This is a genomic window from Thalassiella azotivora (assembly GCF_054781695.1).
In genome coordinates this window covers 1-18,872 of the sequence record NZ_BAAGTX010000038.1, presented here as the reverse complement: position 1 = coordinate 18,872, position 18,872 = coordinate 1, and the positions used below count along the sequence as shown (strand labels likewise).

Genomic DNA, 18,872 nt, shown 5'->3' with positions numbered 1-18,872 from the left:
CCCGGCCACGCCGGCGGCGGTGACGAGCGCCGCGGCCACCACCGTGCCCGCCGCGGCTGCCGCCGTCCGGGAGCCGAGGCCGGTCAGGACCGGTCCCCCGTCGGCGGAGGCGCGGGCCGCGGGCAGCCGGGGGTCGGCGCGCACGACGGCCGGCAGCCGCTCCAGGCCCCGTCCGACGGCCGCCAGCGTGGCGGGCGTGGCGCCGTCCAGGTCGGCGGAGACGCGCCACACCCCGGTCGAGCGTCCGAGGGCGGCGGGGTCGTCGACGAGGAACGGCCCGGCGGTCGCGGTGCCCTGCGTGCCCTCCACCTCCATCGGGTCGCCGCCCAGGGCGGGGTCCGCGGGGTCGCGCGGCAGGGCCGTGCCGGTGACCAGCAGGCCGCCGGGGGCGGGGCCGAGGTCGACGGGGACGACGTCGCCCGGTCCGACGCCGAGCAGGCTCGCCGCCGTGCGGTGCAGCACGACCGCGACCTGCCCCGGTCCGGGCTCCGGGGCGTCCGCGGGCCAGTCCCCCGCGACGAGCTCGTAGTGGTCGGCGGGGTCGTCGTGGTGGACGCCGACGAGCCGCAGGCCCTGCGCGGCGGGGTCCGTGACGTCGACGAGGTCGGAGCGCACCGACGCGCGGACGGTGACCCGCGGCGCGGCGTCCCCGAGCGCGCGGGCGACGTCCTCGCGGACCGCGGTGTCGAGCGCGGCCAGACCGCCGCCACCTCCGGCGTCAGGTCCGGTCTCGCTCTCGGTTCCGGCGTCGGTCCCGGTGTCAGCGCGCGGCCGCGCGGTCACCTCGGCACCGCGGTCGGGGACGTCGAGGGCCCGCACCTGCCCGGCGACGGCGGCGCGGACACCGGTGTCGGCGGCGACGACGACCCCGGCCACCGCCGTCCCCGCGACGAGCAGGACGGCGCCGACGGCGGTGAGCGCGCGACGGTCCCAGGACGCGCGGGCCAGGACGAGGCGCCGTGCCCGCATCCGCGTCCTCCGCCCCTGCTCGTGCCCGGCGCGACGGGTCCGCCGGTCGCCGTGAGGGTAGACGGACCGGCTGCGGTGCCGGGTTGCCCCGGACCCCTCGTCCGGTCGGACGGGAGGGCGTTTCAACCGCTCGGGGGACGTGGTCGCAGGGCCCGGTCGGTGACCCGTCGGGGACCCGGTGGGGCCACCCGGCTGACACGCAGGTCGTTCATCCCTCAACGAAACGGGCGGCCTGCCGATGAGGGCACGTGAGCACCAGGAGCCCCCGGGGGCCCGGCCGACGCGGCCGGGCGGGTTCCGCCGTGCCGCCGCCGGCCGGCGACCGCCCCACCGGGTTCGCGTCCCGGCCCGCGCTGCGGGTCGGCGTCCCCGGACTGGCGCTGGCGGTCGTGCTGCTCGGCGTGTGGTTCCTGCTCGAGGACGGGCCGCTGCGGGCGGGCCTGGAGACGGTGCTGTACGGCGTGTCGGGCTCGACGATGCTGGCGCTCGTCCAGCTGCACGGGACGCACCGGCCCGGCCCGTTGCGGCTCATCGCGACGATGTTCCTGCTGTTCGGGGTCAGCTCCGCGGGCGAGGCGGCGTGGCTCCTCGCGGGGTCGCCCGAGGTCCACGTCGGCGCGGTGGTGGAGGAGTGGGCGGACCTCGTCGGCTACGCCTCGCTCTTCCTCGCGGTCGCCCTGGCCCTCGTCAGCCGCTTCTCCTGGCACAAGGTCGACCAGTGGCTGGACCCGGCGGTGCTCACGGTGGCGACCGGGCTGGCCGCGGCCGCCTGGTCGAGCGGCCCGGGGTCGGACGGCGACGGGCTGCCTGACCTCGTCGGCCTGCCGATCATGATCGCCGTCCTGCTCGTCGGCATCGCCCGGGTGCTGCTCGCCGGTCGCTCCTGGACCACCGCCGGGCTGTTCCTCGCCGGGGTGCTCGGCGTCACGTCGCACACCTCGAACCTGTTCGGCGACACGCCGCTGCCCAGCCTGCTGATCGACGCCTCGCCGATCATGGCGGCCGTCGTGACGACCGCGTCGATGCTGCCGCGCCAGATCGTCGAGGTCATCGAGACGGCCAGCGAGGTGCCGGACGAGCGCAACCTGTCCCTGACGACCAGCGCGAGCCGCCTCCTCGGCATCGGCACTGCCCTCGTCGTCAGCCCCGTGGTGGTGCTGCTGTGGTCGTTCCGGCAGGGCGAGGGCCAGCTGTTCGGCCTCGGCACCACGCTGCTGACCGCCCTGGCGCTGTGGCGGCTGTGGATCGCCGCGTCCGCGCAGGAGCAGGTGCGCCGGGCCCTGCTCGCGGAGGTCACGGAGCGCCGGTCGCTGGAGGCCGAGCTGCGCCGCCAGGCCCGCACCGACTCGCTGACCGGCCTGGCGAACCGGGCGGGCTTCCTCGCGGCCCTGGACGCCGCCGTCCCCGCCGACGGCCGGCTCGTCGCGACGAACACGCCCGCGGTGCTGTTCCTCGACCTGGACGACTTCAAGCCCGTCAACGACCGCTACGGGCACGGCGCCGGCGACGACCTGCTCCGGCAGATCGGCTCCCGGCTGCTGGAGTGCGTGCGCGAGGGCGACGTCGTGGCCCGGCTCGGCGGCGACGAGTTCGCGGTGCTCCTGCGCCGCGCGGACGACGACGCGGTGGCGGGTGTCGCGGACCGCCTGCTCGCCGCGCTGCGCCGTCCGGTGCCGCTCGACGTCGCCCACGCGCGGGTCGAGGTGACCGTCACCGGCAGCGTCGGCGCGTGCCTGATGGCCGACGGGGACGACGCCGAGGCCCTGGTGCGGCGGGCCGACTCGGCGATGTACGCGGCGAAGCAGCACGGCAAGAACCACTGGGAGTCGTGGACGGCGGAGGACCGGCCGGACCGGGAGACGCCGCCTGCGGCGGGCCCGTGCTCAGCCCAGGTGGTCCGCCAGCTTGCGGCAGGCGATCTGGACGGGATCCCACACGGGTGAGAACGGCGGCGCGTAGGCCAGGTCCAACGCCGCCACGGTACCGACGTCCATGCCCGCCCACAGGGCGGTGGCGGCGGTGTCGATCCGCTTGCCCGCCCCGCGGCCGCCGGCGACCTGCAGCCCGAGCAGCCGCCCGTCGTCGCGGCGGGCCATCGCCCACACCGTCATCGGGTCGGCCTGCGGCATGTACCCGGACGCGGTCGTCGACTCCATCGTGGTGGTGACGACATCGTCCTCGGTCAGGCCCATCCGGTCCAGCCACCGGGACGTGATGCCGGTGCGGGCGACCTCGGCGTCCCCCGCCCGGGTGATCGACGTCCCCACGACGCCGTGGAACGTCGCCGTCCCGCCGGCGGCGTTGGTGCCCGCGACGCGCCCGGCCTTGTTGGCGTGGGTGCCGAGCGGGATGAACCAGCGCGACTGCAGGACGCGGTCCCACACCTCGCAGCAGTCCCCGGCCGCCCAGACACCGTCTGCGACGAGCTGGTTCGGGCCCGGGACCAGCCCACCGTGGTCGCCGACGGGGATGCCGGCGCCGGTCGCGAGCGCCACGCGGGGGCTCACGCCGATGCCGAGGGCGACGACCTCGGCGGGGTACTCGGTGCCGCTGGCGCACGCGACCCGGACGCCGTGCTCGCCGCCGGGCTCGTCGGGCGAGACGCCGCTGACCTCCGACCCGGTGACGACGGTGACCCCGGCCTTCTCCAGGGCGTGGCGGACGACGGCGGACACGTGCGGCTCGTGGGACCCGGACAGCGGTTCGGGTCCGCGGGTGACGAGGGTGGTGGTGACCCCGCGGCGGACGAAGGTCTCCGCGGTCTCGACACCGATGTACCCGCCGCCGACCACGACCGCGGTGCGGGGGCGGTCGCCGAGCAGGTCGACCCAGGCGGCGCCGTCGTCCAGGGTCTTGACGGGGTGGACGCCGGGGACGCCGGCCGCCCAGTCGGGCACGTGCGGGGCGGCGCCGGTGGCCAGGACCAGCAGGTCGAACCCCAGGTCGTAGGTGCGCTCGGCGTCGTGGTCGCGCACGGTGACGGCGCGGCGGTCGAGGTCGAGCGCGACGGCCTCGGACCGCATCCGCAGGTCGACGCCCATCGACCGGTGCTCGGAGGCTGTGCGGGCGACGAGGTCGTCGGGCGAGTCGACGTCCCCGGCCATCCAGTACGGGATCCCGCACGCGCTGTACGAGGTGTGGTCGGTGGACTCCAGGGCCACGACCTCGAGGTCGCGGCCGCGCGCCCGGGCGGTGCGCAGGGCCTGGTGCGCGGCGCTCATCCCGGCGGCGTCCGCCCCGACGACGACGAGTCGCGTGGTCATGCGGCCATCCTGCCGAGGTGAGCGCTCGAGGGCGCGCCAGGTGCACTCGCCCGGCAAGGACTGGCGGACCCGTCATACTCACGTGGGGATGGCAGATGACCAGTTGCATGGCATACAGTTGTCACATGGCAGAGAAGCTGGTGTCCAAGCTGAGCACAGAGGGACGTGTGGTGGTGCCAGCGGCCGTCCGCGAGGCTCTCGGCGTGGTCGCCGGCGACCGGGTTCAGTTCGTGGTGCAGGACGGCGAGGTCAAGCTTGTGACCGCCAAGTCCCTCCTGTTCGCCGTGTGGGCGAACAACCACGGCGGAGACGCCGGGGACTCGGTCGGGGACGTCCGTGAGCACCGGGTGCAGGACTCCGCGCTCGCCGAAGCCAAGTGGGAGCGGGTCGCCGCCGAGGTCGACCAGGACACTCGCGACGAGGACGAGATCACGCGTTCCCTGTTCGCCCAGCTCGGCCTGCCGCGGTGACCCCGTCGCCGACCGCGACCAGGCGCCTCTGCCTCGACTCCTCCGTCGTCTGCACCCTTCTCCTCCAGGAGCGGGGGTGGCAGGCGATTCACCAGGCGCTGCTCCGTCCGGAGGTCGATGGCCTGCTGCCGGGGCCGGTGCTGACCGAGTCGGTGGTCGTCGCCCAACGGAAGGGCAACCGGAGCTCCGCGCGTCAGATCGGCGATGCACTGACCGCGCTGAGCCTCCGCGTCGAGCACCCGACCGACGGTGACCTCCTGCGTGCTGCGGAGCTCATCGCGATCTCCCGAGACAACCCCGGCCCACCGGCGTCGCACTCGCAGCAGGAATCCACCCTCTCACTCGGGGATGCGCTCATCCTGGCCATCACCGAGCGGCTCGACTGCATGGTGCTCACGCGAGACAGGTACTGGAAGTGGATGGTCGATGAGGGCCATCTCGACGTACAGGTCGCCATCCCCTGACGTCTCTGTTGCGGTCAGGCCTGGGGCGGCTGCTGGCCGAAGGACACCCGCGGGACCTGCCGGACGGCGTGGTCGGTGATCTCGAAGTAGTCGGCCCGACCGATGGAGAACATCGACGCAACGAGGTTCGACGGGAACGTCTCGACCTTGGTGTTCAGGGCCCGCACGTTGCCGTTGTAGAAGCGGCGGGCGGCGGCGATCCGGTCCTCGGTGGTCGCGAGCTCGGTCTGCAGCGCGAGGAAGTTCTCGTTCGCCCGCAGCTGCGGGTAGCTCTCGGCGAGCGCGAAGAGCCGGCCGAGGGCGGCGCTGAGCGCGTCCTCCTGCGCGGCCTGGTCGGCGGGCGCGGACCCGGGGGCGGTGGCGGCGTTCCGCAGCCGGACGACCTCCTCGAGGACGGACCGCTCGTGGGCGGCGTACCCCTGGACGGTCTGGACGAGGTTCGGCACCAGGTCGTGCCGGCGGTGCAGCTCGACGTCGATCTGCCGCCAGCCCTCCTGGACGAGGTTTCGCAGCCGGACCAGCCCGTTGTACATGGCGACGCCCGCGAGCAGCACGACGACCACCGCGACGGCGAGCAGGACGAGAAGGACCTCCACGGTCAGCCTCCTTGGTCGACGCGCCGGTCGTCGTCCAGTGACGCCGGCGCGGGGTCGTGACCGTGCGCCTGCCAGGTGAAGCGGGGCACGAGGTCGAGGAACGCGTCGGCCTGGTGGAGCCAGTCGACGACGGCGGCCGGGCCGGCCACCTGCGGCGCGACCGACACGAGGTCGGTGCCGCCGAGGACGAGGGACCTGCCGTGGCGGGCGCCGGCCAGCAGCACCTCCTGGGCGCGGGGGTGCAGGACGTCGTACGCGAACCGCTCGCTGTCGGCCTTGACGACGAACGCCTCGTTGAAGGCGTGGCTCTCCAGCTCGATGTCCTGCGCGCCGAACGCCTTCGCGAGGCCGTAGCCGATCGCCTGGGGGGTGACCTCGAGCCGGCTGAGGGGGGCGGGCAGCGCCACGGCGAGGACGCTGAACCGGTAGGTGTGGCTGCGGCGGTTCTTCCCGCTGCCGCGGGTCACCGTGTACTGGTAGTCGAACGCGACGAAGTCACGACCGTCCCAGCGGCCGCTGACGGCGTTGGTCGCCCGGCGGCTGCGGCCGGTGCCGAACGGCGTCCCTCGCCACCGGTTCACCAGCCACGGCGCGTCGCGGTCGTACCGCAGCCCGTGGGCGGTCGCCCAGGTGAAGAACGCCTCGCGGCGCTTGCGCGCGACCTGGTGGGAGTACACCGCGCCGACGACCATGACCGCGGCGACGAGCGCCATGACGAGCACGGGGACGACGGGAGCGGACTCCACGGGGACCCTCCTCCTGGTCGTCGGTCGGCTGCGCGGGGCCGCGTCGTCCCGCGGTGTCGTGCGGTCGGGGCCTCGGTCGACCCCTGCCACCACCGTAGACGCGGCGACCCGCCCTCCGGCTCCCTCTCGACCCTTTGCTCACCCTTCCGGGCTTTGCGCGCTGGAACGGTGCGGAACCGGCCGATACGCACCGTCTCGGTGAGCAAACCCCGGAAGGGTGAGCACAGGGGGTGTGCGGGTCAGTAGCGGATGGCGTCGATGACCGGGGCGCGCACCGCCATCGTGGCCGGCACGAGCCCGGCGAGCGCACCGACGACGGTCGCGGTGACGAGGCCCTCGACGGCGGCGGAGACCGGGAAGGGCGGGATGTCGCTGATGCCGTAGTCGCCGAGCAGCAGCTCGAGCGGCACGTTGACGACGACCGCGACGGCGAGGGCGACGCCCACGAGGCCGGCGAGCGCCGTGGCGCAGACGCTCTCCAGCACGACCGCGGCGAACACCCGCCCGGACGACGCGCCGAGGGCCCGTCGCACCCCGATCTCCCGGACCCGCTGGCGCACGGTGACGACGCCGACGTTGAGGACGCCGAGCGCGCCGAGGCCGAGCGCAAACCACGACAGCACCCGCACGCCCCACTGGATGACGGTCAGCATGCCGGCCAGCGACTCGTCGCTCATCGGCGCGACGTCCCCGCCGAGGCCCTGGGCGGCGAGCAGCGGCGGGATCTCCTGGCGCAGGGTGGGCACCAGGTCCGGCGGTACCCACAGCTCGAGGCTGGGCGAGGAGCCGTTGCGCACCACGTCGGCGGGCAGCCGGTCCATCGCCGCGGGCAGCAGCATGGCCTCCGCGCTCCACGGGTTGCGGTCGACGACGCCGACGACCGTGCCGCTGGTGGCCGGCTCACCGGGCAGCAGCACGGTGAACGGCGGCTCGACGCCGTCCATCCCCACGGCCTCCACGAAGGTGCGGTTCACGACGACGGCCGGGGCGAGCCGCTCGGCGTCCCCGGGGACGAGCCAGCGCCCCGCCTCGGGTTCGATCCGGTGGATGACGGCGTAGTCGACGTCGACCGCCCGCAGGGTGACCTCGGAGTGCTCACCGGGGAGCGGCGGTGCACCGGGGGCGGTGGGCAGGGGCGCCCACACCTCGCGGATGGTGCTGGAGTACTCGACCCCGTAGCGGTCGACGAGGTCGTCGAGGACCGTGGCGACGTCGGGGGTGGTGGCCGTCGTCCCGTCGGGGTGGGCGAACACGGCCACGGTCGTGGCGCGCCCGCTCATCCGCTCCGCCGACTCCAGGACGACCTGGCGGCCGATGCTCCCGGCGGCGGTGACGGCGGTCATCGCGAACACCGCGAGCACGACCCCGACGAGGGACAGGACGACGCGGGCCCGGTGCACGCGGACCTCGCCCCACGCCTCGGTGAGGCTGCCGACGAGGCCGGTCACGGGGCGCCCACCCCGGCGACGGGCTGGGGCTCGGGGGTGCGGCGCTGCCGGTGGGCGGTGACGGTGGCGACGTCGTCCGCGTCGAGGGGGGTGAGCCGGCCGTGGTCGAGGCGGAACTGGCGGTCGGCGCGGGCGGCGACGGACAGGTCGTGGGTGATGGTGACGAGGGTGGAGCCGGCGGCGGTGGTGACCTCCTCGAGCAGGTCCATGACCGCGGTGCCGGTGTCGACGTCCAGCGACCCGGTCGGCTCGTCGGCGAGCAGCACGCGCGGGCTGCGCACGAGGGCGCGGGCGATGGCGACGCGCTGCTGCTCGCCGCCGGACAGGCGCTCGGGGACGGCGTCCAGGCGGTGCCCGAGGCCGACGCGCTCCAGCGCCCGGCGGGCCAGCGCGGACCGCCGCCAGAACGTCGTCCCCCGCGTGTAGAGGAGCGGGACGGCGACGTTCTCGACGGCGGTGCGCCGCGGCAGCAGGTTGAACTGCTGGAACACGAAGCCGAACGTCTCCCCGCGCATGCGGCTGCGGTGGCGGGCGCCGAGCCCGGCGGTGGGGGCGCCGTCCACCGCGTACGTGCCGGTGGTGGGGGTGTCGAGCAGGCCGAGGATGTTCAGCAGGGTCGACTTGCCTGAGCCGGAGCGCCCGACGACGGCGACGTGCTCGCCCTCGGCCACGTCGAGGCTGACGTCGGTGAGGATCGGCAGGACGGACCCGTCGGGCAGGACGACGGAGCGGCTGACCTCGTCCAGGTGCAGCAGGCTCATCCCCACATCCCCTCGGGACCGCCGGCCATCTCGTCGTCCAGGGGCGCGGGGGTGAACTCGAGGACCTGCTCGCCCTCCTCCAGCCCACCGGTGACCTGGACCTGCTGGCCGTCGGTGAGGCCGAGGGTGACGGCGCGCTCGGCCGACTCGCCGTCGTCCCCGACGACCCAGACGCGCCCCTCCCCGACGGTGCCGAGCACCGCGGACACGGGCAGGACGAGGACGCCGGTGACCGACCCGGTGTCGACGGTCAGCTCGACGCTCATCCCGGCGAACACGGTGGTCCCGGCGGGGACGGCGCAGGTGACCTCGGCGGTGGGGTTCTCCATCGGCATGCCGGTCATCGGGTCGTACCCGGGGGCGGCGCCGGCCTCGGGCTGCTCGGCGGCGGACGTCCGCAGGTTGGTGCACTCGAACGGGGCGGGTCCGCCGGGGGCCTGGGCGCTGGCGGTCTGCGGCGGGGTCAGGAGGCGGAACTGCTGGGACTGGGTCAGCGGCGCGCTGACGGACAGGGTGCCGGGCGAGACGGTGACGACGTCGGTGCCGATGGACACGTCCTGGCCCTTGAGCACGGCGACGGCGGTGACGGTGCCAGCCGTGGTCGCGGTGACGCGTTCGATCTTCGTGCGGGGCACCGGGGGTGTGGTGGTGACGGTGCCGTCGTCGGCGGTGACGGTCTCGCCCTCGAGGGGTTCGAGCTGCACCTCGACGTCGAGGAGCCGGTCCCCGGCGGCGACGGTGTCGCCGACCTCGACGCGCAGGCGGGAGACGGTGCCGGTCGCGGTGGACCGCACGGTCGTGGCGGGGTCGGCGACGACGGTGCCGGTGACGGCGACGACGGAGCTGATGTCGCCGGTGGTGACGGGGACGACGGACGCGCCGGCCCCCGCGACGGGCGCGAGCGGCCCGGCGGCGTCACCGTCGTCCCCGCCGCGGCCGAACGCCAGCACGCACAGGGCGAGGGCGATCACCGTCCACACGAGCAACCTGGCGACGGGCAGTAGCACGGAACGCACGAAACCCACTGACGGACCCCCGATCCGACGCACGCGCACCGGCGGGACCACCGGGCTCGGCGGTGAACCTAGCGGTCGCGGACGTCGCGGCGCACCGTTCTCCGGCGAGTCGTACCCGACCTGCCGTGACGGGTGTCGTCAGGGGCGCTGACCGAACGGGTGCCGGCGGACCCACGCGTGCATCGCGATGGCGGCGGCGGCGCCGGCGTTGAGGGAGCGGGTGGAGCCGAACTGGGCGATGGACAGCACCTCGTCGCACGCGGCGAGCGCGTCGTCGCTGAGGCCGCTGCCCTCCTGGCCGAGGACGAGGACGGCTCGCTCCGGCAGGTCCGCGGTCTCCAGCGGGACGGCGTCCGGGACGTTGTCCAGGCCGAGCAGCGGCAGCCCCACGGCGTGCGCCCACGCGGCGAGCGCGGCGGCGTCCGGGTGGTGGTGCACGTGCAGGTACCGGTCGGTGACCATCGCGCCGCGCCGGTTCCAGCGGCGGCGGCCGACGACGTGGACGCCGGCGAGGTTGAACGCGTTCGCGGTGCGGACGACGGACCCGATGTTGAGGTCGTGGCGCAGGTTCTCGATCGCCACGTGCAGGGGGTGGCGGCGGGTGTCGAGGTCGGCGACGACGGCCTCGACGGTCCAGTAGCGGTACCGGTCGACGACGTTGCGCCGGTCGCCCTCGGCGAGCAGCTGCGGGTCGTACCGGTCGTCGTCCGGCCAGGGGCCCTGCCAGGGGCCGACGCCGACCTCGCGCTCGTCGTCACCGGGTTGCACAGGATCTGCACGTCCCGGGGTGTCCGACAGCACCGGGTCAGGGTAGGCGCCCCGTACCCTGGTCTGGTGCTCCCCGGTGTCCCCGCTGCCCTGACCGACGTCGCCCTGGCCCTGCCGGCCACGGGCGTGACCGCGCTCGGCCCGTCGTGGCTCGACGCCGAGCACCTGATCGCCTCGTTCGGTGACTACGCGCTGATCGGCATCGTGCTCGTGGTGTTCGTGGAGACGGGCCTGCTGTTCCCGCTGCTGCCCGGCGACTCGCTGCTGTTCACCGCGGGGCTGCTGGTGGCGCAGGACCAGATCGCCACCCCGCTGTGGCTGCTGTGCCTGCTGCTCTTCGCGGCGGCGTTCCTCGGGGACCAGGTGGGGTACTTCATCGGCAACAAGGCCGGCCCGAAGATCTTCAACAAGCCGGACTCGCGGTTCTTCAAGCAGTCGTACATCGACCAGACGTACGCCTACTTCGACAAGTACGGCGGCCGGACGATCATCATCGCCCGGTTCGTGCCGTTCGTGCGCACGTACGCACCGGTCGCGGCCGGTGTGGGTGGGATGCGGTACCGGACGTTCGTCTCGTACAACGTCATCGGCGCCCTGCTGTGGGGGGTCGGGGTGACGATCCTCGGCTACCTGCTGGGCAACGTGACGTTCGTGAAGGACAACCTCGAGCTGATCATCTTCGCGATCATCGGGGTGTCGCTGGTACCGGTCGTCATCGAGCTGTGGCGGGCGAAGCGGGGTGGCAACGAGCGCGACGAGCGCTACGACGAGCCGGAGGAGCGCCGGCGCGTCGAGGAGGAGGACATCAAGGGGTGAGCGCTGCGGAGGTCGAGTGCTGGCTGACCGACATGGACGGCGTCCTGGTGCACGAGGACGCCGCCCTGCCCGGTGCCGCCGACTTCCTCCAGCGGCTGGTCGACCGGGAGCGCCGGTTCCTGGTCCTGACGAACAACTCGATCTTCACCCCGCGCGACCTGCGGGCGCGCCTGGCCCGCAGCGGTTTGAACGTCCCCGAGGAGTCGATCTGGACGTCGGCGCTCGCGACGGCGCAGTTCCTCGCCGACCAGGCCCCCGGCGGGTCCGCGTACGTCATCGGCGAGGCGGGGCTGACGACGGCCCTGCACGACGTCGGGTACGTGCTGACCGACCACGAACCGGACTTCGTGGTGCTCGGTGAGACGCGGACGTACTCGTTCGAGGCGATCACCAAGGCGATCCGGCTGATCGAGAAGGGTGCCCGGTTCATTGCCACGAACCCCGACCCGACCGGCCCGTCCGCGGAGGGCCCCCTGCCCGCCACGGGTGCGGTGGCCGCTCTGATCACCCGCGCGACGGGTGGGTCGCAGCCGTACGTCGTCGGCAAGCCGAACCCGATGATGTTCCGCAGCGCGATGAACCGGATCGACGCGCACTCCGAGACGACGGCGATGGTCGGCGACCGGATGGACACCGACGTCGTCGCCGGCATCGAGGCGGGGCTGCGGACGTACTTGGTGCTGACGGGCTCGACGAGGCGTGAGCAGGTGGAGCGGTTCCCGTACCGGCCGGCGAAGGTGCTGGACTCGGTGGCGGACCTGATTCCGATGGTCTGAGAGGCTCTCGCGATCTGGAGCGATGCGCTACGCCCAGCGAGCCGCCTCGCATCGAGGGCCGCCATGATGCCTACCCGCGCAGAGTGACATGGCCATGTGCCGGTTCTTGTCGGCCGTCGACGAGTCAGCGGGGTTCGCGTAAGCCCCGGTCTTTCAGTAGGCCGCTGATCACGGCCTCCGGAGGGCGCGTTGAGGGGCGTGGGTGGGCGTCGCGGATGAGGGGTCGGCGAGGTTCCGGCGCGGTGGCCGGTGTCTCCGGGTCCTCGGGTGGTGGGTGGTCAGCGTCTTGTTCCTGAATCAGCCCGAGGGCAGCGGTGCGGGGATGCGCGCGAGGGTGGCGAACGCTTGGGCGAGTGCGCGGGCCCAGGGCCAGTGCGCCGGCAGGCGCAGGTAGGTGCGGCGTTGTCCGCGGGTGATGCGGGCGGCGGCGTGGAGCAGTCGGTAGCGGATGGCCTTCGGCTCGGCCCTGGCCAGGTCTCCGGTGAGGAGCGAGGTCTGCGTCCAGGCCAGCAGGTCGATGCCGGCCAGTGCGAGCTCGAGCCAGACGGCGTTGATGGCGGCGTGGCGGGAGGGGAACCGGCCCAGGCCTGTGTCCTTGGCGCACCGGATGCGGTCCTCGACGCGGGCGTGGGTCTCCCGCGAAAGGCGGGCGAGTCGTGTCCGAACGCAGGAGCACCTTGCCGAGCGTGCGTCGGCGGCACAGAGGCTACCGAACCCTTGCCGATCAGCACGCCGTTCGATATCGTCCGCGCAAGACCACGACTCGGGGCTGAAGTGGCACATAGGATCGCGATTGCTGGCGCCTGTATCGCTTTGCTCGTTGGCTCCGCCACAGCAGCGACTGCGTCACCAGACATGCCAGGGCCAGCCACGTCAAGTCACGCAGAAGTCGTCGCGCCGCGCTTCGTCATAGCCCCTGATGCGCCGGTCGACCCGACTGTGGTCACTTTTCACGAGAGCGATGGAACACTTGTTCAGCAGAAGGGTGGCTTGGAGTTTCGAGTCACCCAGAACGGCGACTGGACCATTAGCGTGATGCCGAGCAGCTCCGAGGACGTCACTGCGGCAGCGTTTCCAGCGGGGTGCGCAGGCAGTTTCGCCACAATTCAGCGAACCGGCGCGGGACGGCTCTACTTCGGCGGGCAGCAAGTTTGCTCGGATCCGAGAACGTATCCTCAGAGCATCAGGATCCAACTACGAAGCAGCACAGGCGCACCTTTTGCAACAATGATCAACAAGACGCCACGCCTTCGCAGTTCCTACAGCCAGGATTACACCCGCGTCTCCACGATGTATCGCTTTGCCACCTGCACCTCGTCGACGACAAGAAAGTACCAACAGATCGTTTGGCCGTCGTCGCGCAACGTGGAGTTCAGTCCAGTCGTCGATCGCGATGAGCCGAAAGTAGCCTGCGACTTCCCATACGTGACAGGCTGAGGTCAGAGTGCCCGCGCACAGCCCCGATGGCATGCCGCTTCACGACGGCTGGACGATTGGCGCAACCGGGGACCGGAAATCCAAGTCGGTTGATGACCGTGGCGACGCGGCACTGAAGCAAGCCGTTGCGGCGTTCGACTCTCTTCAACAAAGCCATGTGGCAGCCATGCGGGAACTGCAGGACGCAGTTGCGGCCGCTCTGGCGGCAGGCTGGACGATGGATGAACTTGCCGTAGCGATGCGGGTCTCAGTCGGGGACCTGGACGGGATCACTGAGGTCGCTCACGGCGACTAGCCCGGATCTTGCATCGTCCCGTCGTTGGTCATGGTTTCGGCGTCTGCGGTGCCGTTCGGGTGTGATTGTGGCGTAGGGGTCTGCTGCACGAGTGGGTGACAGGTTCGGTCAGGCCGCCTGAGTGGCGGGTGTGGTGATGATGGCTTCGTACTCGATCGGGGTCAACCGGCCGAGTCGGTCCTGTCGTCGGCGGCGGTGGTAGGTCCGCTCTATCCAGGTCACGATCGCAATCCTCAGCTGCTCGCGTGTGGGGCAGGTTCGGCGGTCCAGGACGTTCTTCTGGAGCAGGGAGAAGAAGCTCTCCATCGCTGCGTTGTCGCCGGCGGCCCCGACCCTGCCCATCGATCCGACCAGCCCGGAACGGTTCAGTGCGTGCCCCACCTTCCGGCTTCGGAACTGACCGGATTCAACCGGTCGATGCAACACCGAACGCGGGACACACCACACCACCGACGAGGCCATCGCCAACCCCGCGAAGGGGGTGAGCACCGAACTGACCGCCCTCACCGCCTGAACAGCAGAAGGATCAGGCGGCCTGCTACACCACGCCTCGGGACTTGACCAGCGACGGCCTCGCGCGGCACATGAACAGCGTGGCCCCGTCGTGCTCATCCGTTCCCAGGACGTCCACCGCGATCGCCTCGACGGGCGTGCGACAAGATCACGGCTCGGGTCTACCGCGATGGACGCATCACTCCGCCGCCTTTGTACCGTCGTCACCCACTGCGTCCCTCCTCCGACGCGCCGCGGTCCGCGGCCATCGCTCCGTCCGCAGGATCGGCCACTCTGGCAGGCTGAGACGGTGAGCGATGACGCGATCGGCCAGGCGTCCGAGCAGTACGACCGGGCAGAGCAGACCTATATGTCTGCGCTCGCGGCGGGTGCCGACGACGCCACGTTGAGGACCCTCGCCAAGCAGGTAGCCAAGGCCGCTCAGGCCGTGCAGTCCGCCGACGACGCCGCGGCCGCACCTCTCCCCGGGATCGCGAGGTACTACGACGTTCCCGAGGTTCTCTCCACCTTGTGGCGTGACCTCTCGGAGGCCTACGACCGCCGCGTGCCATAGCGTTGGCATTCCTACCGGCCAACTTCCTCATCGCTGTAGCCGGCTGGGCGCCGGTGGCGTTTGACTGCACGACCGTCAATCTCATTCTTGTCACAGGCGGGCCCGGCTGGTTGTTGCCATGCCACGACGACGCCCCGTCGTTCGCTAGCGTGCTGGCGCATGCCCATCAAGCTGGAGAACGTCGGGATCGCCGTCCGGGACCTCGACGCCACGATCGCGTTCTTCACCGACCTCGGACTGACTGTCCTCGGGCAGGCGACGGTCAGTGGCGAGTGGGCGGACACCGCGGTCGGCCTCGACGGCAACCACGCCCGCATCGCGATGCTGCAGACGCCGGACGGCACCGGTCGGCTCGAGCTCTTCGAGTACATCCACCCCGAGGCGATCGAGACGGAACCGACCCGGCCGAACGAGATCGGCATGCACCGGGTGGCGTTCTCGGTCGACGACCTCGACGAGGCCCTCGCGATCGCCGCCCGGCACGGCTGCCACCCGCTGCGCGGCGTCGCGACGTACGAGGACCAGTACAAGCTCACCTACGTCCGCGGCCCGAGCGGCATCATCGTGATGCTCGCCCAGGACCTGACGCAGGGCTGACGGGACCGGAGGTCACCCGGCAGAGCGCACCTCGATGGCGTCGAGGTCGCGCACCGCGTAACGGTGGTGCTCCCACTCCTCCTCGAGGATCGTGTGCAGGCACGAGAGCGTCGTCTCCGGGTACTCCGGCGCCCACGGGTTCCGGCGCTCGACGGCGAGCTCTTCTAGAGTGACGCCGGCGAGGAAGTCCCTGACCATCGCGACGCGGCCGGCGCGGACCTCCAGGACCTCCTCCCACGACGGGGACGTCTCGGAGAACACCGACGGGTCGTTGCCTTCCGCGGCGTAGCTGTCGTCCGGCTGGCCGATGGGGTGGTACGGCCTCTCCAACCCGAGGACGGCCCGGCCGAGCCAGGTGTCCGTCGCCATGACCAGGTGCCGCAGGGTCTGGGCGAACGACCACTCGCCGTCCACGGACTCGCCGACGGTGCCGGCGGGCATCGCGGCGACCCGGTCGAGCGTCGCCGCCCAGGTGCCTTCGAGCGCGGCCCACGCCCGGCGTAAAGCCTCCGGGTCCTCGGCTCGCCGGTCCGCCCGTCCGGGGAACCGCCGGTTCAGCTCGGCGTCCACGAGCGGGACGACGTCCACGCCGTTGACGAGAAGGGAGCCGCCTTCGAGCAGCCACGGTGAGTCGATCTCGACCCCCGCCACCTCGGACCCGCGCACCACCGCGTCGGACAGGTCCACGCTCACGAAGCGAGCCCCCTTCAGGGAGGTGCGCTCGAACCGCGCACCGCTCAGGTCGTCACGCTCGAAGGCCACCATGGCGGCACTCTGGCAGCCACCCACGACACCCGACCAGAGGTCACGAGCCCCCGGCGTCCACCGTCGGCGCCGGCGGCTCGAGCGTGCGCACGACGCGCTCGAGCAGGTCGTCCACCTCGTCCTGCACGTACCCCTCGCGCAGCCTCGTCGCCGAGAACCGCACCGAGCGGACGTCGTCCACGGTCATCCGCCGTTCGCTGCGACCGGCTTCGAGGTCGGTCAGCGCGGTCACCACCCGGCGCAGGAACGCGTCGACCTCCGCGATCGCGTACCCCTCCCGCCACCGCGACCGGCCCAACCGGGCTGTCCGCACCTCCCGCGCCGTCACGGGCTCGACCGGCGGGACGTCGGCGCGGCGCGCACCACCCGGACCCGTCACCACGTCACCGGCCCCCTGCGCACGGAGTGTCTCGACCGCTCGGTCGAGGAAGTCGTCCACCTCGTCCTGGTCGTAGCCGTCGCGGAACTTCGTCGCCGTGAACCGTTCGTCCAGGACGCCCTCCGGGCTCAGCCGCTCCGCCGGCTCACGTCCCTCCTCCAGCGCCTCCAGGACGCCCGCGAGCCGGTCCAGGAATGCGTCGACGTCCTCCTGGTCGTACCCCTCACGGAACCTCGTGGCCTGGAAGCGGGCGGAGCGGACGTCGGCAGCGCTCAGCAGCGGGGCCGGTCCGGGACGGCGGGTCACGCGCCCACGGTAGGGCGGTCCGCGGGCCCGCCGTCCACGAGCGCCTGGACGACGGCCCCGAAGCGTCCGACGACGTCCCCCGGGCGGGCGCGCCCGGTCGGCGCCTCGAACACCCGCAGCGTCGCCGCGAGCCCGAGCAGCGCGGCGACGACCAGCTCGGCGCGTAGCCTCGCGTCGTCGTCCCCACCGAGCCGCTCGGTCAGCGGGTCGAGGTACCCGGTGACGAACCGGCGCTGCACCGACTCCGGGTCGGGCGACGACAACCTCAGCACGTACGCGCGGGTAAGCGGCTCGATCGCGTCGCGCGCCAACCGGTCCACCACCCCGGCCACGAGCGCCTCACCCAGCCGGTCGTCGGGGACGTCCGGCAGCGGCGGCGGCTCGACCGTCGCCGCCGCGTAGAACAGCTCGTTCTTGCTGCCCCAGCACTTCATCACCATCGCCGGGGACAGTCCCGCGCGCGCCGCGACGTCCCGGATCGTCACCTGCCGGAACCCGCGCTCGGCGAACAGCTCCGTCGCCGCCTCCAGGACGGTCTGCCGCGACGTCTCCCCGGTCGTCGCCGCGGGAGGGTGGGCGCCGCTCATGACGGGCTCCCCTCGACGACCGCCGCGCGCGCCACCCCGACGGGCAACGGGGTGTCCGGCACCTCCACGTCGACGACGCGGCGCGCGCCCCAGACCGGGACGGCGCGTGAGGCCGTCGTCCCGGACGGTGTGACGACGGTGAGCACGTACCGGCCGTTCGACGGCAGCGGCAGCTCGTACCCGCCGTCGGGGCCGGACCGTGCGGTCGCGACGACCTCCCCGGTCTGGCGGGTCAGCGCCACCACCGCGTCGGGCCGCCCGTCGCCCCCGCACAGGACCCGCCCGGCGAGGGTGAGCCGTTCGGTGAGCTCGATCGGCGGGGCCGTGGTGCTCGGGTCGAGGTCCGCCAGCAGCGAGTGCGGCGCCCAGCCCTCCGCGGCGACGACGACGAGGTACCGGCCGGCGCCCGGGACGGCGACCGAGAAGTCACCCGCAGAGTCGACCTGGCTCCAGTCGACCTGCTCGCCGGCCGGGGTCAGGACGCTGACGACGGCGTTGCGGACCGGCCGTCCCGTCGTGCTGACGACCGCACCGTGGACGACGCGGTCGCGGACGTCGCGGGTCGGCTCCCGCTCCTCGGCGAACTCCCGCATCCGGTGCATCGGCACCGACACCAGGGCGGCGACCAGCGACAGCCCGCCGGCCAGCCACAGCACCCCCATCAGCGACCGGAACCCCGGGTACACCGCGCCGCCGATCGCCACCGCCCCGATGGACGTCGCCGCCGCCATCGCGGCGCTCGAGCTCGTCGTCCCGACCGACCGCAGCAGCGTGTTCAGACCGTTCGCGGACGCCGTCTCCGTCACCGGCACCGCGCGCATGATGAGCGTCGGCATCGCGGCGAACGTCATCGACGTCCCGACCGCCACGAGCACCGACCCCAGCACCACCTGCCACAGCTCGTCGCTCAGGCCGGTACGCGCCCCGTACGCGACCGCCATGATCGCGGCCCCGACCGTCAGGGTCGCCTGCGGGCCGAACCGCCGGATCAACCCCGCCGCCACCGGCGCCATCGCCCCGAACACCAGGGCCGTCGGCGCCATCCAGATCCCGGCCTCCAGCACGTCCAGGCCGAACCCGTACCCGGTGCTCGCCGGCAGCTGCAGCAGCTGCGTCGTGACGAGCATGTTGACGAACATCGCGAAGCCGGTGAGCAGCGACACGACGTTCACGAGCAGGACGGCGGGACGCGCGGCGACGCGGACGTCGACCAGCGGGTTGCGGGCCCGCAGCTCCCACGGCACCCACAGGACGACGAGCAGCGCGCCGCCGACACCGAGCGCGATCGTCAGGGGCGCCGTCCACCCCCACTGCCCGCCCTTGGACACCGCGAGCATGAACGCGGTG

Annotated in this window: 20 protein-coding genes and 3 pseudogenes; 9 read left to right on the top strand and 14 right to left on the bottom strand. The window is 72.8% G+C overall.

Features of this window, described 5'->3' with window-relative positions; genetic code table 11:
• Positions 1-969: pseudogene (locus ACYVQV_RS18575) on the bottom strand (hypothetical protein); the annotation flags it as partial.
• Between the two features lie 248 nt (positions 970-1,217).
• On the opposite strand from ACYVQV_RS18575, the gene ACYVQV_RS18570 reads away from it, so the two are divergent.
• The gene (locus ACYVQV_RS18570; RefSeq protein ID WP_461024806.1) at positions 1,218-2,912 is read left to right on the top strand and encodes a diguanylate cyclase domain-containing protein; all 1,695 of its coding nucleotides are present in this window, start codon (positions 1,218-1,220) and stop codon (positions 2,910-2,912) included.
• Here the strand turns inward: ACYVQV_RS18570 and ACYVQV_RS18565 are convergent.
• A complete protein-coding gene (locus tag ACYVQV_RS18565; protein ID WP_461024805.1) occupies positions 2,853-4,232 on the bottom strand; it encodes an FAD-dependent oxidoreductase in 1,380 nt (459 codons plus the stop codon). The two genes, ACYVQV_RS18570 and ACYVQV_RS18565, sit on opposite strands and share 60 nt — an antisense overlap.
• Before the next feature lie 125 nt (positions 4,233-4,357).
• On the opposite strand from ACYVQV_RS18565, the gene ACYVQV_RS18560 reads away from it, so the two are divergent.
• Together ACYVQV_RS18560 and ACYVQV_RS18555 are read left to right on the top strand one after the other, a co-directional pair.
• Positions 4,358-4,702 carry an AbrB/MazE/SpoVT family DNA-binding domain-containing protein gene (locus ACYVQV_RS18560; protein WP_461024804.1) on the top strand — a complete coding sequence of 115 codons (345 nt, stop codon included), beginning with the start codon at positions 4,358-4,360 and terminating at the stop codon, positions 4,700-4,702.
• On the top strand, positions 4,699-5,166 hold the full coding sequence (locus tag ACYVQV_RS18555; protein ID WP_461024803.1) for a PIN domain-containing protein: 468 nt from the start codon (positions 4,699-4,701) through the stop codon (positions 5,164-5,166). Before ACYVQV_RS18560 ends, ACYVQV_RS18555 begins: the two co-directional genes overlap by 4 nt.
• 14 nt (positions 5,167-5,180) lie before the next feature.
• Here ACYVQV_RS18555 and ACYVQV_RS18550 read toward each other — a convergent pair whose 3' ends face one another.
• From ACYVQV_RS18550 to ACYVQV_RS18525, 6 genes are all read right to left on the bottom strand, one after another.
• A complete protein-coding gene (locus ACYVQV_RS18550; protein ID WP_461024802.1) occupies positions 5,181-5,762 on the bottom strand; it encodes a LemA family protein in 582 nt (193 codons plus the stop codon).
• Between the two features lie 2 nt (positions 5,763-5,764).
• Positions 5,765-6,508: a hypothetical protein gene (locus ACYVQV_RS18545; protein WP_461024801.1), complete on the bottom strand. Its 744-nt coding sequence runs from the start codon at positions 6,506-6,508 to the stop codon at positions 5,765-5,767.
• A gap of 239 nt (positions 6,509-6,747) precedes the next feature.
• Positions 6,748-7,956 (bottom strand): ABC transporter permease, encoded by a 1,209-nt coding sequence (locus tag ACYVQV_RS18540; protein ID WP_461024800.1) that lies wholly within the window; start codon positions 7,954-7,956, stop codon positions 6,748-6,750.
• Positions 7,953-8,717, bottom strand: a complete 765-nt coding sequence (locus ACYVQV_RS18535) for an ABC transporter ATP-binding protein (protein WP_461024799.1) — start codon at positions 8,715-8,717, stop codon at positions 7,953-7,955. Before ACYVQV_RS18535 ends, ACYVQV_RS18540 begins: the two co-directional genes overlap by 4 nt.
• Positions 8,714-9,733 (bottom strand): efflux RND transporter periplasmic adaptor subunit, encoded by a 1,020-nt coding sequence (locus ACYVQV_RS18530; RefSeq protein ID WP_461024798.1) that lies wholly within the window; start codon positions 9,731-9,733, stop codon positions 8,714-8,716. Before ACYVQV_RS18530 ends, ACYVQV_RS18535 begins: the two co-directional genes overlap by 4 nt.
• A gap of 138 nt (positions 9,734-9,871) precedes the next feature.
• A complete protein-coding gene (locus tag ACYVQV_RS18525) occupies positions 9,872-10,534 on the bottom strand; it encodes a TrmH family RNA methyltransferase (protein WP_461024797.1) in 663 nt (220 codons plus the stop codon).
• Between the two features lie 33 nt (positions 10,535-10,567).
• On the opposite strand from ACYVQV_RS18525, the gene ACYVQV_RS18520 reads away from it, so the two are divergent.
• Complete coding sequence (locus tag ACYVQV_RS18520) at positions 10,568-11,317, top strand: VTT domain-containing protein (RefSeq protein ID WP_461024796.1); 750 nt, start codon at positions 10,568-10,570, stop codon at positions 11,315-11,317.
• Between the two features lie 32 nt (positions 11,318-11,349).
• Positions 11,350-12,093: an HAD-IIA family hydrolase gene (locus tag ACYVQV_RS18515; RefSeq protein ID WP_461024807.1), complete on the top strand. Its 744-nt coding sequence runs from the start codon at positions 11,350-11,352 to the stop codon at positions 12,091-12,093.
• Between the two features lie 297 nt (positions 12,094-12,390).
• Here ACYVQV_RS18515 and ACYVQV_RS18510 read toward each other — a convergent pair.
• Positions 12,391-12,723: pseudogene (locus tag ACYVQV_RS18510) on the bottom strand (transposase); the annotation flags it as partial.
• Between the two features lie 360 nt (positions 12,724-13,083).
• Here ACYVQV_RS18510 and ACYVQV_RS18505 point away from each other — a divergent pair.
• The gene (locus ACYVQV_RS18505; protein WP_461024795.1) at positions 13,084-13,530 is read left to right on the top strand and encodes a hypothetical protein; all 447 of its coding nucleotides are present in this window, start codon (positions 13,084-13,086) and stop codon (positions 13,528-13,530) included.
• A 31-nt stretch (positions 13,531-13,561) separates the two neighbouring features.
• The gene (locus ACYVQV_RS18500) at positions 13,562-13,825 is read left to right on the top strand and encodes a hypothetical protein (RefSeq protein WP_461024794.1); all 264 of its coding nucleotides are present in this window, start codon (positions 13,562-13,564) and stop codon (positions 13,823-13,825) included.
• Positions 13,826-13,933: 108 nt separating this feature from the next.
• Here ACYVQV_RS18500 and ACYVQV_RS18495 read toward each other — a convergent pair.
• A pseudogene (locus ACYVQV_RS18495) lies at positions 13,934-14,257 on the bottom strand (IS3 family transposase); the annotation flags it as partial.
• Positions 14,258-14,627: 370 nt separating this feature from the next.
• Between ACYVQV_RS18495 and ACYVQV_RS18490 the strand changes: the two are divergent.
• On the top strand, positions 14,628-14,891 hold the full coding sequence (locus ACYVQV_RS18490) for a hypothetical protein (RefSeq protein WP_461024793.1): 264 nt from the start codon (positions 14,628-14,630) through the stop codon (positions 14,889-14,891).
• A 159-nt stretch (positions 14,892-15,050) separates the two neighbouring features.
• A complete protein-coding gene (locus ACYVQV_RS18485) occupies positions 15,051-15,488 on the top strand; it encodes a VOC family protein (RefSeq protein ID WP_461024792.1) in 438 nt (145 codons plus the stop codon).
• Positions 15,489-15,500: 12 nt separating this feature from the next.
• Here the strand turns inward: ACYVQV_RS18485 and ACYVQV_RS18480 are convergent, their stop codons facing one another.
• The 4 genes from ACYVQV_RS18480 to ACYVQV_RS18465 all read right to left on the bottom strand — a co-directional run.
• On the bottom strand, positions 15,501-16,253 hold the full coding sequence (locus tag ACYVQV_RS18480) for a DinB family protein (protein WP_461024791.1): 753 nt from the start codon (positions 16,251-16,253) through the stop codon (positions 15,501-15,503).
• Positions 16,254-16,293: 40 nt separating this feature from the next.
• Positions 16,294-16,938 (bottom strand): DivIVA domain-containing protein, encoded by a 645-nt coding sequence (locus ACYVQV_RS18475; RefSeq protein WP_461024790.1) that lies wholly within the window; start codon positions 16,936-16,938, stop codon positions 16,294-16,296.
• Positions 16,935-17,525 (bottom strand): TetR/AcrR family transcriptional regulator, encoded by a 591-nt coding sequence (locus tag ACYVQV_RS18470; protein WP_461024789.1) that lies wholly within the window; start codon positions 17,523-17,525, stop codon positions 16,935-16,937. Before ACYVQV_RS18470 ends, ACYVQV_RS18475 begins: the two co-directional genes overlap by 4 nt.
• On the bottom strand, positions 17,522-18,872 hold a 1,351-nt coding region (locus tag ACYVQV_RS18465), incomplete at its 5' end, for an MFS transporter (protein ID WP_461024788.1). The genes ACYVQV_RS18465 and ACYVQV_RS18470, both read right to left, overlap by 4 nt.